Below are 14,074 nucleotides of genomic sequence, written 5' to 3' on the forward strand. Positions count from 1 at the left end.
CACACGACCATTATCAACGTCCAAACAAGGAATGATACGCTTTGCTAACATAGGGACTTTCGCCTTATAATCAATTCATTCTATAAGCGCTAGTCTAGCAAAATCACCGCCATCTCAGGCAGGTTTTCGCAAGATTATTATGCTTTTAGCCAAAGTTTGCTCATGCACGGTACAATCACTGTCATTACCGTCAATATTTATCCTATTTACCTTCTTTTAATTGCCATAAGTGAGATGTCATGTCCGTCTATACCCAGTTAACCGATGACCAGTTTGCCGATTTTTGCCACCGTTTTGGCGTGTCATTCGCGCGTGCCATTCCGATCACCCAAGGTATCAAAAACTCTAACTGGTTTATTCAGACGACTGACGATGTAGATGGCGCACACTCTTATGTATTTACCTTATTTGAAGAGCGTCCACCAGAAGACATCGAAAAGATGGCGATCATCTTAAATCAACTGGACGGTAAGTTACCGGTCGCTGCGCCGTTATCATTGCTTGATTTAGGCGCTGATAGCGCAGAAAAAGGCTATGTCATACGCTATGACAATAAAGCAATTACCTTAGTGCCATGCCTAGCAGGCTCGCATCCACAGCAGACGACGCAAGCGATGTGTCATGAAATTGGTGCTGCTTTAGCGATGCTGCATGAGACATTGCAAGCACTACAACCTGCGGAAGAATATGGCGTGCCTTTATATCCATGGAGTGATGTGCGCGACCGTGAAAGGCAGTTTATGCCAGCTGACGAAGCCAAATTGATGAGTGATATTTGGCAGTCTTATACCGATTTGCCGCTTGCCACTTTGCCAAAAGGCTTATGTCATTTAGACATGTTTGCCGATAACACGCTATGGGACTTATCTTTAAATAATAGCCAAAAAGGTGAAGCGCGTCTGACTGGGTTGTTAGATTTCACCGAAGTTAGCGTCGAGCATTATGTGATGGATATTGCCATTACGATTAATGATTTTTGTACCACGTGGGGCGATGCTGAGCAAGGTGAGTCGGTGAATTTTGACCGCAGTAAAATGGCGGCTTTCTTACAAGGTTATGAGTCGAAACGCATGCTCGGTGAAGATGAAAAACGCGCTTTACCAGTGATGCTCGCAAAAGCGGCGGTGATTTTTTGGCTATTACGTCTCAATGTTATTCACTATAACCGTACCGAAGGACGTACGGGCGATAATATCATGGTCAAAAATCCTGACCTGATGAAACGCCTTGCCGCTTATCATTGGTCACATGTTGAAAAAGCGCAAAGTACCGTATTTGTACTAGAGCATGCACGTTATAAAGACGATGATAAAAATAACGATGTCGAAGATTTTAAGATAATCGGTGTGTTTGCGACTGAGCAACAAGCACAAGCTGCTATTGAGCAATTAAAATCACAATCTGGCTTTAAAGATTATCCAAACGGTTTCCATATTGATGCTTATCCGTTAAATCAAATTAATTGGTCACAAGGTTTCGGTTGCTAATAGAATGATCGCAACGAGTTATATTTATAAATATTTAAAAGGAATTTATCATGACCGATCAAGTTGATAACTGGCACAAACTGGCACGCTACGACACCAATATGCAAGGTGAACTGCATGCCAATCTGCTTCGTAACAATGGTATTACGGTGTCTCTGCAACCGCTGAGCGCAATGCCGGGTATGAATTCTGGGATTGTTCTGTGGGTACAGGATACTGATTTGGCGCATGCACAGCACATTTTGGCGAATATTGATACCGACGGGGCAACGCCTTATGAGGTGTTTGATGAAACGTCTGCTGCCAAAATTAGCCCTACTTTAAATCCTGCACAAGACGACAATAACGGCGGTGAAGTATAAATGTGTCAACTCCTAGGAATGAACTGTAATACCCCAACCGATATTGGTTTTAGCTTTGCAGGGTTTCGTCGCCGCGGTGGCATGACAGACAGTCATGAAGATGGTTTTGGTATTGCTTTTTTTGAGCGTAGCGACTGCTCGAATAATGACAGCTCTAATAGTGACAAACCAGAGAATGCTTCAACTGGTCTACGCTTATTCCATGACAATCGCCCAAGCCATTTATCGCCCGTGGCTGATTTGGTTAATAATTACCCGATCAAAGCCATGAACGTCATCGCTCATATTCGTAAAGCGACCCAAGGGCAAAATTGCTTGGCAAACACCCATCCCTTTGTCCGTGAAGTGTGGGGCGAGCAGTGGGTATTTGCGCACAATGGACAAATGAATAGCGAATTTATCAAACGTTGTCAGCGCTTGCAAGACAACGGCAACGCCTCGCATTGCCAGCCAGTCGGTTCAACCGATTCTGAGATGGCGTTTTGCTACCTTGTTAATCGCCTAAAAAGTAGCTTTAAAACCCGTCCGGATGACAAAACGCTGTTTAACTTTTTGACCACTCAATGTCGTTATTTATCTGCCAATGGCTTGTTTAACTGCTTGATATCAAATGGTAGCTGGCAATTGGCTTATGCGGGTAGCTTATTATTTTATCTCACGCGTCAAGCGCCGTTCGGTGAAGCGAAGTTGGCAGATGATGATTTAGCGATTAACTTTGGTGATGTCACTACAGACACGGATAAAGTTACCATCTTAGTCACTGTTCCGCTCACTGAAAATGAAAAATGGCAACAGTTAGCCGTTAATGAGTGTCTGATATTCCAAGATGGTGATGTTATTTATAAAGACAGCCCAAGTCAGCGGAAGTTTTTGACAATTGAGGAAGGAATTGCGGTGGCACGGGCGGTTGGAGCGAGTGTTTAGGAACTGGGTGAAAGGATAATATGAATGAACAAAATCAAAGATTTTTATGTTTTAAGATATTCTATAGTAAAAGAGGACCCAGTACTCATTGAAACACCACCTCTTCCAGAGGTCAAAGGTAATACTATTTTGCCAGCTCTTTTACATAGTCATCAATGGGAGGCAAGAGGAATAATCTACCAGTTCATTGGATTCTCTAAAGAAACTATAGACGATTCCGACTTTTATGTAGGCAAAATTGCTAAATTAAAGACAACACAGTTAGGGGTAAAAATTTCTGAAGATATAGTTGAGAAAGAAACAGATGACTGGAAGGCGATCATATTAATAATAGATACTAAGAATCAATTTATTTTCGCTAGGAAAAACTCATCGTTCGGTGATGTTTCTCACATATGTAAGTCCATACAAAATGGAATTAATGAAGTTGTTACTCCTGAGTATAACCATAAAGTCTTTGTAGAACCTGTACCATCTAAGGGTAAGTTTTGGGAAATCGTTAATAATAGCGAAAAGATTTATAGAGTAGAGCTAGTGATGATTTCTCCAAATATTATGGAGACAGATAAAAGGGCGCGAGATGCTCTTGAAGACTTAAAGAATTTATTCAATCAAGATACTACTGTAATAGAAATGAAAAATGATGCTGGAGAACTTATAATTCCTCATGATCCCATAGATATGTATATTGAGTACATAGAAGAGGGTGAAGGTAAATGGGAGTTAATCACGAACTATAATAAAACTAATCGTAAGAAAAAATTTAATAGCGATGGAACGCCAGAGGTTTTAGATATTGAACATATAGATAAGTATCACGAAGAACCGATGGATAAAAGGCAGTTAGAGTTATATGAGATAAAAATATCACGTACGAATCAGTTTCTTTTAAAAGTTAAAGACTATATCGAGGATAAAGTGAGAAAAAATTGAAAACAATTCTAATGATTCTAAGCGTAAGTTTATTAATACTAGTTTTTTCTAGTACTTTAGGATGGGTTTCGATTTTTTGTAAGAGTTTTGAAGGTTTGTCAGTTTTATATGGTGCAATGACCGCTGCAACAGTTACTATATCATTAGCACTATATAACCATGTAGATACTATAATTAAAGATATACCTGAAAAAATTAAAGATAACAATGAATTTTTGTATGTAAAGTCAATCGATAGTTTGACTTTATTAAAAAAAGAAACTTTATCAAATGCTTTTTTAGCAGTAGTTAATATTTGCCTATATTTTTCAGTAAGAAGCTTAGAGTTCTTTTCATGTAATACTGAAAGCCTATTAAGCTATATAAATTTACTAGTATCAATATTTACATTACTTGCTTTTATTTATATGATATTTGACCTCATAAAAGCATTTCAAGTATCAGTTGAGTACCGAAGTATTATTAAAAAGGGGTGATTAGTAAGCGTATTTACTTCAAATACACCCCACAACACCGCTTAAACTTCTCTCCAGACCCACAAATACACGGCTGCTTTTGCGTCACAGAAATTGAAACAGTCGGATCCAAAAAATACCAACGCGCCTCATTATTGATTTTGTCTGTCACCTTCACAAAGGCAGACAATTCATGATGCGCCTGCACTTTCTCTTCTAAAGTACTTGCATTATTAGTTGGCTTGAAATAAGCCTTAAACTCAATTTGCGCATGGCGTTTGCCTAGCTTTTGCGTGTGCGCTACGATTTCTAATCCTGCCCAATTTGTCTCTTTTGCCCACGATTCAATCGCGTTAATATCAAGCAATTTTTGCTGTGCAGGTAGAGTGGTCTTGATGATATAGTCTGGCCTAATCAACACAAACGCACTATAGCGCGTGCGCATGAGACGTTCGGCTGTCTCCGCTTTTATATCATCTGTTTTGCCAACCTCACCATTACAAAGAGCATCATTATAAACAGCCTCATGATAAGGCTGACAGCAATCTTTATATAGTAGTGGTGAGCTGATAGCGCTTGATGATGGATGAATTTGGCAAGGGCAAACGTGTAGATTAGGTTGCATGTTTTATTCTCATTTTCGCTTGGGTTTTACTGCTTTACCGTATCTTTATCGCAGCATGCTTTTTATCAGTTCTGGCAACATGCCAACTTTTAGCTGTGCCCATGGTGCTGGGTCGCGCAGCTGCTGCCAAAACGCATCAAACGGCGGGGCAAAATAGACTAACATGGCGAGCAGTGTATATAGCAATAAATACCACCACTTATCTTTAGGCTGATAAAACTTCATCGCTGTACCTGATGAGCGCTTCATTTTCATATTCGATAAGTTAACACTATATAGCTCGTCCAATGTCAAATGCACTAGCGCGCCACCGAATAAAAATAAACCGTAAAACCAGCTTGCCGTTAATGGGAGGTGCAAGACGTAGTAGCTTAAATAAGTCAGCCCCAAACCCAAAATTGCCATATAAGGCACGGAGTGAATCACGCCGCGATGCACAGTCATGTTGGTAAAAATAGAGAAAACCACATAACGCATAAAGCCGTAGCCTGCTAGCCATAATGCAATCAGGGCAAGCAAACTCAGCTCACTGCGCCAATGCATGACCAAACCAAAGGCAAAAATAAATGAGGTGATATTGAAACCAAGTTTAATCGGTGTGGAGTTATCAGAATCCAAATCAGGCAGCAGCCCACCGATGGTGCCGAGCGCCACGCAAACTAAAAATCCCGAATCATCAATCAATCCCGCTTTATAAACCGTCAAACTGAGTGTACCACTGACCATAAATGCAACATTCAGGTGGGTGTTAAAATTTGCCATAAAAACTCATCAATAAGTAGCGCGCGAAACGATTGTTTCGAGGCGTTTGCCTAGCGGTAAAAAAGCGCACCATAATAGCATAGCGCAGCCAAACATCTAACAGATAAGGCTCGTATGCCGCGACTGGTTTACCCACTACCTTTGATTCTAATATTTCTTTGGAAAATATATTGATACTTAATAATAGAACGTTAAACCCTTGTTACGTTTACGATTATGCCACGATTTGACAACGTCTAGACGTTAACAAAGCGCCGCCGTTTTGTTATGGTAAAAGAGCGTTATTGTTAAGTCCTAAAGGGTCGCTTAGCTATTTTGTTAACTCAACTTTATATTCTACTGTGTCAAATAATAATGATTTTGAATACAACTCGTACAATCATCTATCTAGCCACCAATCCTCAGTATTAACCTATAACCGTTTAGGCTTAGGATTTATAACAACGATAAGGAAGCTACCATGAGTGATATTTTTAATGTAAAAGACAGCATTACGGTCGATGGCAAGGAACATGCCTATTACAGTTTGCCAAAGCTGACCGAAACTTTTGAGCACATCAGCAAATTGCCATTTTGCATGAAAATCGTCTTAGAAAACCTATTACGTAACGAAGATGATGGTCAATCTGTCGGCAAAAATCATATCGAAGCCGTTGCCAACTGGGATGCAGGCGCAGAAGCGTCAAAAGAGATTGCCTTTATGCCAGCGCGTGTAGTCCTGCAAGACTTTACTGGTGTGCCGTCAGTTGTCGATTTGGCAGCCATGCGTGATGCCGTGGTTGAGCTTGGCGGTAAAGCTGAGCAAATTAACCCCTTTATCCCAAGTGAATTGGTTGTCGATCACTCTGTACAAGTCGATGCTTATGGCCGAGAAGATGCACTAGACTTGAACGAAAAAATTGAATTTAAACGTAACAATGAACGTTATGAATTCCTGCATTGGGGTCGTAATGCGTTTAAAAACTTTGTGGTCGTACCACCAGCGACGGGTATTGTGCATCAAGTTAACCTTGAATACTTAGCTCGTGTTGTAATGGCTGCTGATGTCAATGTTGATGGTAAAAGCGAGTTGACGGCTTATCCTGATACGGTATTTGGTACTGACAGTCACACGACGATGATTAATGGTATTGGCGTGCTTGGTTGGGGTGTCGGCGGTATTGAAGCGGAAGCGGCAATGCTTGGTCAACCGTCATCAATGCTGATTCCACAAGTGGTTGGCTTTGAGCTAAAAGGTAAACTCACTGAAGGCGTTACCGCGACAGATTTGGTATTGCGTGTGGTTGAAATGCTAAGAGCGCATGGTGTGGTTGGTAAATTTGTTGAGTTTTATGGCGAAGGCTTACACAGTATGCCACTGGCAGATCGTGCGACGATTGCCAATATGTCACCAGAATATGGGGCGACCTGTGGTATTTTCCCGATTGACCAAATGGCGATTGATTATTTGCGTCTATCAGGTCGTGAAGAAAGCCAGATTGAGTTGGTCGAAAAGTATGCTAAGGCGCAAGGTTTATGGCACGATGCCGATACCCCCGCGGCAACTTATTCAAGTAAATTAGAGCTCGATTTATCATCGGTACAGCCTGCACTTGCCGGTCCGAATTTGCCACAGCAGCGTATCAATCTATCTGATATGCACGAAAAATTTGGCGAAACTTTAGAAAAAATGACCAAAGACCGCAAATCAGAAGTCGAAGGCAAGGTACGCTTTGATGAAGAAGGCGGCGAGCAAGAGCAAGCGGATAGACTCTATGCTAAGCCTAATGTTTTCTCTGACGTTAATATCGATGATAAGAGCCATAAATTGCGTGATGGTTCTGTCGTTATCGCAGCGATTACCTCATGTACCAATACCTCCAACCCTGCGGTGATGATTGGCGCGGGCTTGGTGGCGAAAAAAGCCGCTGCAAAAGGTCTAAAAGCCAAGCCTTGGGTCAAAACTTCATTAGCTCCCGGTTCGAAAGTCGTCACTGATTATCTTGAAAAATCTAAGCTAATGGACGAGCTTGAAAAAACAGGCTTCTATTTAGTGGGTTATGGTTGTACCACTTGTATTGGTAACTCAGGACCGCTCTTAGAGTCGATTGAAAAAGGTATCGAAGAAAAAGACTTAGTCGCTGCTGCCGTGTTGTCAGGTAACCGTAACTTTGAAGGTCGTATTCATTCGCACGTAAAAGCCAGTTATTTGGCGTCACCACCACTCGTAGTTGCTTATGCGCTGGCAGGTACGGTTGATATTGACTTAACGACGCAGCCTTTAGGACAAGATCAAGATGGCAAAGATGTCTTCTTAAAAGATATTTGGCCAACGTCAGATGAGATAAATGAGCTGATTGCCAATAATATCGATGCGGATATGTTCCGCAAAAACTACGGTGAAGTGTTTGACGGTAGTGCCGCATGGAACGCCATTAGCTCAGCCGATAGCCAGTTGTATCCGTGGAGCGAAGCGTCTACTTATATTAAAAACCCGCCGTTCTTTGATGGTATGACCATGGAGCCAGAAGGTATTCCTGATATCGAAGGCGCACGTATCTTGGGTCTGTTCGGCGATTCAATCACCACTGACCATATCTCGCCAGCGGGTAATATCGATCCAGATTCGCCAGCAGGTAAGTACTTGCAAGAGCGCGGTGTGATGCAAGCCGACTTCAATAGCTATGGCTCACGCCGTGGTAATGACGCGGTAATGACGCGCGGTACCTTTGCCAATATCCGTATCAAAAATACCATGATGGCTGGCAAAGAGGGCGGCTATACTTATTACTTCAACGGCGATAGCGCCACTCTACAAGACGGCAAAGAAATGGCCATCTATGATGCGGCAATGAAGTATAAAGAAGATAAGCGTCCGCTTGTAGTCCTTGGCGGTGCAGAATATGGTTCTGGTTCTAGCCGTGACTGGGCAGCGAAGGGTACGATTTTGCTTGGCGTAAAAGCAGTATTGACCAGCTCGTTTGAGCGTATTCACCGCTCAAACCTCGTCGGTATGGGTGTACTACCATTAACCTTTAAAGACGGTGAAAATGCAGAAACTTATAATCTAGACGGCTCTGAAGTGCTTAGCATTACAGGTCTAGATAATGGCGAGAGCAAGACCGCCAAAGTTACGGCTACACGTGCCGATGGTTCGTCTGAGAGCTTTGATGTCAATGTCATGCTACAGACGCCAAAAGAGCGCGAGTACGTGCGTCATGGTGGTGTATTGCACTATGTGCTACGTCAGTTAGCTGCTGAGAGCAAAAACGCAGCGTAATAGTCAATTGAGCTTAGTATGACAAAAAGCCCAACCCCAGTCAAAGTAGGGGATTGGGCTTTTTTATGGACTTTTCTTCTGCTTATATTTATCGTCTTTACCAATCTCAATTAGTTCAGCATATATATATCTTAATTTACTCTCGTTAACTGAAAGCTCTAAACCTGCTTTATCAAACAATATACAAGTAGAAAGTATAGTGCGGTAAGCTAATTGAAACGGATTAAAATCTAGTGGTAAGCTATATGATTTATATAGACTTCGAGAACCGTGGACCAAGTTTGATCTGAGGTCATATATTTTGCTCAAATCACTCTTCCATCTATCTAGATCACCATGATAAACAGCAATGGTACAAGCTATACGATTACAGAAATTATTTGTTATATCTTTATCAGATAAAGTGACTAATCTTTCCATCGCAGTGACAAGTTTAATAATTTGAGAGTTTTCATTATTATCTTTTGCTGCCTCTCCAAACCAGTAGAATGCGTCAATTAAGCGGTCTGCTAAGCACTCTTTGCTATTGATAGAGCTTGCATGATTAGCAAGCTTGCTTATAACAGTTCCTATATCAGACTTTAAGTCTTCTTCGAATAAATCCCAAAATTCCTTTAAATCCTCATTGAACAAATATAGTAGAGTTCAGATAAAACCGATACAACACATAAAAACTAATCAACTATTTAGATAAACCATGACTTATTCAATCGACTATCGTAAACAGGTTCTTTCTAGCATCGATAATGGTCTGACTGTTAGAGAAGCTGCTGCTTTTTACACGCTTAGCACCAGTACTATACATAGCTGGAGACAGAGCTTAGAGCCTAAGAAAGGGCGAGATAAAGCCCCGACTAAAATACCTGATGACGCTTTGCTTCAGGATGTCAAAGCGTATCCTGATGACTATCAATATGAGCGTGCAGGTCGATTAAACTGTAGTAAGACGGGCATTCATCATGCTTTAAAACGATTGAACATCAGTCAAAAAAAAGACACTAGAACATCCAAAGGCCTGTCCGATAAAAAGAGCTAAGTATCTCAATTATTTGAGTGATTATATGATTGAAGGCTATCCGATTGTTTACATGGATGAAAGTGGCTTTGAGCATGAGAGCATCAGGCCTTATGGCTACGCACCGATAGGTAAACCTTGTATCGATCGCTACAATTGGCAAGGTAAAAAACGTACCAACGTCATTGGTGCCCTGTACGAAAGAGTACTATTTGCACTTGATTACTTCGAGAAAAACATCAATGGAGATGTATTCTATAATTGGTGCAAGTACACGCTAATACCGAGCCTGAAAACCAAGTGCGTAATCGTAATGGATAATGCAAGCTTTCATAAACGCGTGCAAAAGCTACTTAATAGACACGGCCATCGCCTGTTATTTTTACCACCGTACAGCCCTGATCTGAACCCTATTGAGAAAAAATGGGCACAGGTGAAGTTTCTACGACAAGGGTGGATGGAGAATAATCTGCCTAAACTGTTTCATGATATGGGCTGTATCGATTTTATATTAAGCTGACTATAGGAGCCTTCAATCCAGTAATCATCATTGCTACTAGCTATATAATGAGTAGTATCTTTATGAAAAGGATGATTCAACAATATTATTTGATCGGCTTTATAGTGATAGGATGTGGTGAAAACTCTAATAACACCATATATGAAATTTGCGACATTCTCTGCTCTGTGCTTACTAAGATTACTAGAGCTCTCTGGTATAGGTATATGTAATAGACAATTGAAGATATCTTCATTACTCTTTATAAAGAAACGATAATGGTCATCCTCTTTGACTTTAGCGTAAATGCTATCTTTATGAATTATTTTTAAATTCCCAATATTTATTTCTTTTTCAGGGCTCAAACCAACTGCATTAAACGGAAAGAAGTAAGTAATCTGCTTCCTACTTCTCTTCGCTCTTTTCTGTGCCCTTGCGAGTAATTTCATACAGCCGGGTGAATCAAAACTACCATTATTCTTTAAATGTATATATATGGAGTTTCTAATCTCAGTTTCTAAATCAAGTACTGTTACACCTTCAGTAAGTCTATATTGCCTTTTGGCTATATTTTCTAATACTTTCTGAGCAGCTGATGAAAAATTGAATTGGATTAACGTGTGATCAATTTCACCTATGTCTTGGGGTGGTTTTAAAGAAGAAACTATACAATCAATATCATTGTAAAAATCACTTTTATATAACTCAGGATCTAGTCTAGATAATTTATTAAGTCTTATTGCTTCAGTTATAATGAAGTTCAAGTCTTCAATATCTTGATTAGCAGCGCTCATAGATTTATACCTTAGCTAATATGGATGACTAGCATGCCTTAACCCACATAAATAATTTAAAAACGTTTATTTAACCCTTCTCAGTCAACAGCCTAATTCCCAAGCCAATAAATACCACACCGCTTATCTTGTTTAAAATGGCTTCGATAGAGGGCTTTTTTCTCAGGTTCTCACTGAATTTTGACGCCAATAATGCTAAGCATAAGCACCATATAAAGCCAGTGACAGCAAAGGTCAGTCCTAAAATGACGAACGACACCATGCTATAAGCATAACTGGCATCGATAAACTGAGGGAAGAACGCCAAAAAGAATAATGCAACTTTTGGATTAAAGGTATTGGTGAGCACACCTTGCTTATATATCTGCCAGTGATCTAAAGGCTGAACGGGCTTTGGCTTCTCGTCATCCTGCAAACTCGCGGCTATCAAAGGCTGTTGTTTACTTATGAGCATTTTGACGCCTAGATAGCACAAATAGCTGGCACCAATATATTTTACGAGCATAAATGCCGTAGGGGAGTTAGCCAGCAACACGGACAATCCTAGCGAAGCCAGTAGCGTATGCACCAGAATGCCTGAAGTAATACCCAACACAGAATAAAACCCTGCCGTTTGCCCCTGCGAAATACTACGGGTAATGATGTACATGCTATCCGTGCCTGGGGTCAGGTTTAACAAAATAGCTGCCATGATAAACCCTAGATAGTTCTCAATCCCGAACATGGTTAAAACGTCCTTGTGTTAAGCCTAAAAATTTTTACGTTATAAAGTATTTATACATTCTATAAAATTCTTATAGGATTGATGGTAGCGAGGATCTTACGGGTTGGCAATAGAATAAATCATTCAATAAATACTGATATTAAAAACCATAAAGCAGGTTATGGCTTCAGTCTTTATCAAAATCAATAAAACGTAAATATCTTATAAAATCGCAGATACCGCAATGTGAACTCTGATAAGATATCAGAGATTAATAAGACATTTGTTGATAATAAGGATTTAAGATGAAACGTTTGGCTTATACCATTGCTGTATCTGTTTTGGCCACGACGGTTGGGATAAATGCCGCGCATGCCGAGAGAGTTTGCAAAGTAACAGATCCGACGGGTACTCCATTAAATATTCGTGATGAACCTAATGGCAAGGTTATTAATAAGCTGCGTAATGATCGCGAGGTGTATGTCACAGATACCACTTATGATAATAAAAATCGTCCGTGGGTATATTTAGAAGGCTATTACAAGGGCGAATACAGGCATTGGGGCTGGGCGATTAGAGAGTTTGTCTCTTGTTATGATCGTTGATATATTAATTTCAGCTTATCCAAACTATAATGAACTGGATATAACAAAACCAATAGACATAAAAAAGCCCAGTCACCGTATGATGACTGGGCTTTTTTATTGTTCGCTTACTAGTCTAATCTGATGCTAAGCAAAAGTGCTAATAAGTGACGCCGAATAGTGGCGTCCCCAGGGGGATTCGAACCCCCGTTACCGCCGTGAAAGGGCGGTGTCCTAGGCCTCTAGACGATGGGGACGCATAGAGTGTTATAACCAATGGTTACAACGGTATTTCACAATATCAGATAGCTTAATAAATAAGCATTGCCTAGGTGCTGATATCGTCCTACTAGCGAGTATTTATGATTACGTTTCAGTAGTACTGAGCGTTGCAATAAATAGTATGGTGGAGCTAAACGGAGTCGAACCGTTGACCCCTTGCATGCCATGCAAGTGCTCTACCAACTGAGCTATAGCCCCTCGCTAAGAGTGTGCGTATTTTATGCAAGACCGGCAGTCCTGTCAACTACTATTTTAAAAATAATGCATAAATATTTGAAAAAAAGCGTTTAAAGCTATTTTAGCTGCTTAATATGCCCAAATTAGCGTGGATTTTGCTTAAGAGAGATCTCTTTGATGGCTTTATCGGTGAAAAACTCTTCTTCGCTGCCATCAGAAAAGATAATAGCACTGCATTCAGTCGGTATGTATTGACCGCCTTTTTCTCTGACGGTTCTTATACCTTTAAAGCCAGTGATGTCAAACTTGCTTAATTTGTCTAGATTATGATTGGTATAACCACAGTAAGTAGTATATATCCATTTCAAATCTTCGAAATCTTGACCCTTTGTCAGGGTAAGCTGTGCATCATAAAGCTCTTTTACGATGGCGTCATAATATTTCTGTGCTTCTTTGAGCGTGTTAAAGACATAATCTTTGCTTTCTATCGTGACGGTTTTGGCGGCCATGTTAGCATCCAGTAAATATTCTAATGTAGTTTGGATTATCGAATTCATAATACTTCTCTTTCGGTAAAGCTATTTTTACAACTATAATTTCACCTAATGATAGTTAGTCATCTTTGACATAGCTAGGATCTCTTCTGCATCGTGGACAAATTATCTCTACATCACCTTCATCAGTCCATACAACTCTTCGTAAATCATCAGAAGGCCATGTGATACCACATATTGTACAATCACTTTCTATATCATCACTATATTCGTTATCGCAGTAAACGCACCGATATCCTGTTTCACTATTCTTTTCAGGTATCATGCTATCACTAGAGCATTCTACACAATATATTATTTGCTCATCATTAGGTGAATGACTCTCGTACCTTTCAAATTCATGGCTCTGTTTGTGGCGTTGGAGTTTTAGAATCCCCTTTATTTTTCTCAAATATGATTCAGATTGTAGAATACGCTCAGCTTGTAGATTACTCTGAGCTTGACTATTTATAAGCTGGTTCAATAGTATTCTTGTTTCACCTGCCTCCTGCAAAGTTTCTTCTGAAACACTCGCTTTTAGGTAATCTCTAGAATATTTAAGGAAAAACTCTGCGTCATACATTAGAAAATTTTTGACTTCTGCATGGTTATACATATCATCAAGTATAGTCAGTTCTTTTTAAATAAGATACAATCGTTTTAAAACAAGCGAAATGGCA

General features: G+C 40.2%; 16 protein-coding genes and 2 tRNA genes. 9 read left to right on the forward strand and 9 right to left on the reverse strand.

What is annotated here, in order from left to right:
• The first annotated feature begins 239 nt into the window (after positions 1–239).
• From I3257_RS13385 to I3257_RS13405, 5 genes are read left to right on the forward strand one after another with little or no spacing between them, the layout of a single operon-like run.
• Positions 240–1,487, forward strand: coding sequence for a homoserine kinase (locus I3257_RS13385; protein ID WP_238050066.1), 1,248 nt, complete (start codon positions 240–242; stop codon positions 1,485–1,487).
• Positions 1,488–1,537: 50 nt separating this feature from the next.
• On the forward strand, positions 1,538–1,849 hold the full coding sequence (locus I3257_RS13390; protein WP_238050067.1) for a hypothetical protein: 312 nt from the start codon (positions 1,538–1,540) through the stop codon (positions 1,847–1,849).
• Positions 1,850–2,773: a class II glutamine amidotransferase gene (locus I3257_RS13395; RefSeq protein WP_238050068.1), complete on the forward strand. Its 924-nt coding sequence runs from the start codon at positions 1,850–1,852 to the stop codon at positions 2,771–2,773.
• Between the two features lie 24 nt (positions 2,774–2,797).
• Entirely contained in the window at positions 2,798–3,706 is a 909-nt protein-coding gene (locus tag I3257_RS13400; RefSeq protein WP_238050069.1) for a hypothetical protein, read from the forward strand.
• Positions 3,703–4,182 carry a hypothetical protein gene (locus I3257_RS13405; RefSeq protein WP_238050070.1) on the forward strand — a complete coding sequence of 160 codons (480 nt, stop codon included), beginning with the start codon at positions 3,703–3,705 and terminating at the stop codon, positions 4,180–4,182. The genes I3257_RS13400 and I3257_RS13405 overlap by 4 nt, the downstream gene beginning before the upstream one ends.
• 13 nt (positions 4,183–4,195) lie before the next feature.
• Here I3257_RS13405 and I3257_RS13410 read toward each other — a convergent pair whose 3' ends face one another.
• Together I3257_RS13410 and I3257_RS13415 are read right to left on the reverse strand one after the other, a co-directional pair.
• Positions 4,196–4,786, reverse strand: a complete 591-nt coding sequence (locus I3257_RS13410) for a YchJ family protein (protein WP_238050071.1) — start codon at positions 4,784–4,786, stop codon at positions 4,196–4,198.
• Positions 4,787–4,831: 45 nt separating this feature from the next.
• Positions 4,832–5,548 carry a metal-dependent hydrolase gene (locus I3257_RS13415; protein ID WP_238050072.1) on the reverse strand — a complete coding sequence of 239 codons (717 nt, stop codon included), beginning with the start codon at positions 5,546–5,548 and terminating at the stop codon, positions 4,832–4,834.
• 460 nt (positions 5,549–6,008) lie between these two features.
• On the opposite strand from I3257_RS13415, the gene acnA reads away from it, so the two are divergent.
• Positions 6,009–8,807: an aconitate hydratase AcnA gene (acnA, locus tag I3257_RS13420; RefSeq protein ID WP_238050073.1), complete on the forward strand. Its 2,799-nt coding sequence runs from the start codon at positions 6,009–6,011 to the stop codon at positions 8,805–8,807.
• Positions 8,808–8,870: 63 nt separating this feature from the next.
• Here acnA and I3257_RS13425 read toward each other — a convergent pair whose 3' ends face one another.
• Entirely contained in the window at positions 8,871–9,440 is a 570-nt protein-coding gene (locus I3257_RS13425; RefSeq protein WP_238050074.1) for a HEPN domain-containing protein, read from the reverse strand.
• A gap of 64 nt (positions 9,441–9,504) precedes the next feature.
• On the opposite strand from I3257_RS13425, the gene I3257_RS13430 reads away from it, so the two are divergent.
• Positions 9,505–9,843: an IS630 transposase-related protein gene (locus tag I3257_RS13430; RefSeq protein ID WP_045447139.1), complete on the forward strand. Its 339-nt coding sequence runs from the start codon at positions 9,505–9,507 to the stop codon at positions 9,841–9,843.
• Positions 9,830–10,342, forward strand: a complete 513-nt coding sequence (locus I3257_RS13435) for an IS630 family transposase (RefSeq protein ID WP_238050077.1) — start codon at positions 9,830–9,832, stop codon at positions 10,340–10,342. The genes I3257_RS13430 and I3257_RS13435 overlap by 14 nt, the downstream gene beginning before the upstream one ends.
• On the opposite strand, the gene I3257_RS13440 is transcribed toward I3257_RS13435, so the two are convergent.
• Together I3257_RS13440 and I3257_RS13445 are read right to left on the reverse strand one after the other, a co-directional pair.
• On the reverse strand, positions 10,306–11,115 hold the full coding sequence (locus tag I3257_RS13440; protein WP_238050075.1) for a hypothetical protein: 810 nt from the start codon (positions 11,113–11,115) through the stop codon (positions 10,306–10,308). The two genes, I3257_RS13435 and I3257_RS13440, sit on opposite strands and share 37 nt — an antisense overlap.
• A gap of 70 nt (positions 11,116–11,185) precedes the next feature.
• Complete coding sequence (locus I3257_RS13445; protein WP_109591996.1) at positions 11,186–11,839, reverse strand: LysE family translocator; 654 nt, start codon at positions 11,837–11,839, stop codon at positions 11,186–11,188.
• A gap of 284 nt (positions 11,840–12,123) precedes the next feature.
• On the opposite strand from I3257_RS13445, the gene I3257_RS13450 reads away from it, so the two are divergent.
• Positions 12,124–12,423: a peptide-binding protein gene (locus tag I3257_RS13450; protein ID WP_109591994.1), complete on the forward strand. Its 300-nt coding sequence runs from the start codon at positions 12,124–12,126 to the stop codon at positions 12,421–12,423.
• 160 nt (positions 12,424–12,583) lie between these two features.
• Here I3257_RS13450 and I3257_RS13455 read toward each other — a convergent pair.
• From I3257_RS13455 to I3257_RS13470, 4 genes are all read right to left on the reverse strand, one after another.
• A tRNA-Glu gene (locus I3257_RS13455) sits at positions 12,584–12,659 on the reverse strand.
• Between the two features lie 147 nt (positions 12,660–12,806).
• A tRNA-Ala gene (locus I3257_RS13460) sits at positions 12,807–12,882 on the reverse strand.
• A 122-nt stretch (positions 12,883–13,004) separates the two neighbouring features.
• Positions 13,005–13,418 (reverse strand): hypothetical protein, encoded by a 414-nt coding sequence (locus I3257_RS13465; RefSeq protein ID WP_227676018.1) that lies wholly within the window; start codon positions 13,416–13,418, stop codon positions 13,005–13,007.
• Positions 13,419–13,473: 55 nt separating this feature from the next.
• Positions 13,474–14,010, reverse strand: a complete 537-nt coding sequence (locus I3257_RS13470) for a hypothetical protein (RefSeq protein WP_238050076.1) — start codon at positions 14,008–14,010, stop codon at positions 13,474–13,476.
• Positions 14,011–14,074: the final 64 nt, after the last annotated feature.

Origin of the sequence: Psychrobacter sp. Ps7, assembly GCF_022129225.1 — a bacterium.
Classification (GTDB): Bacteria; Pseudomonadota; Gammaproteobacteria; order Pseudomonadales; family Moraxellaceae; genus Psychrobacter; species Psychrobacter immobilis_A.

Coding starts and splice junctions, on each gene's coding strand:
- I3257_RS13465 (WP_227676018.1), bottom strand. CDS start 13,418: ATGAATTCGATAATCCAAACTACATTAGAATATTTACTGGATGCTAAC.
- I3257_RS13390 (WP_238050067.1), top strand. CDS start 1,538: ATGACCGATCAAGTTGATAACTGGCACAAACTGGCACGCTACGACACC.
- I3257_RS13470 (WP_238050076.1), bottom strand. CDS start 14,010: ATGTATAACCATGCAGAAGTCAAAAATTTTCTAATGTATGACGCAGAG.
- I3257_RS13410 (WP_238050071.1), bottom strand. CDS start 4,786: ATGCAACCTAATCTACACGTTTGCCCTTGCCAAATTCATCCATCATCA.
- I3257_RS13450 (WP_109591994.1), top strand. CDS start 12,124: ATGAAACGTTTGGCTTATACCATTGCTGTATCTGTTTTGGCCACGACG.
- acnA (WP_238050073.1), top strand. CDS start 6,009: ATGAGTGATATTTTTAATGTAAAAGACAGCATTACGGTCGATGGCAAG.
- I3257_RS13430 (WP_045447139.1), top strand. CDS start 9,505: ATGACTTATTCAATCGACTATCGTAAACAGGTTCTTTCTAGCATCGAT.
- I3257_RS13415 (WP_238050072.1), bottom strand. CDS start 5,548: ATGGCAAATTTTAACACCCACCTGAATGTTGCATTTATGGTCAGTGGT.
- I3257_RS13440 (WP_238050075.1), bottom strand. CDS start 11,115: ATGAGCGCTGCTAATCAAGATATTGAAGACTTGAACTTCATTATAACT.
- I3257_RS13445 (WP_109591996.1), bottom strand. CDS start 11,839: ATGTTCGGGATTGAGAACTATCTAGGGTTTATCATGGCAGCTATTTTG.
- I3257_RS13385 (WP_238050066.1), top strand. CDS start 240: ATGTCCGTCTATACCCAGTTAACCGATGACCAGTTTGCCGATTTTTGC.
- I3257_RS13395 (WP_238050068.1), top strand. CDS start 1,850: ATGTGTCAACTCCTAGGAATGAACTGTAATACCCCAACCGATATTGGT.
- I3257_RS13400 (WP_238050069.1), top strand. CDS start 2,798: ATGAACAAAATCAAAGATTTTTATGTTTTAAGATATTCTATAGTAAAA.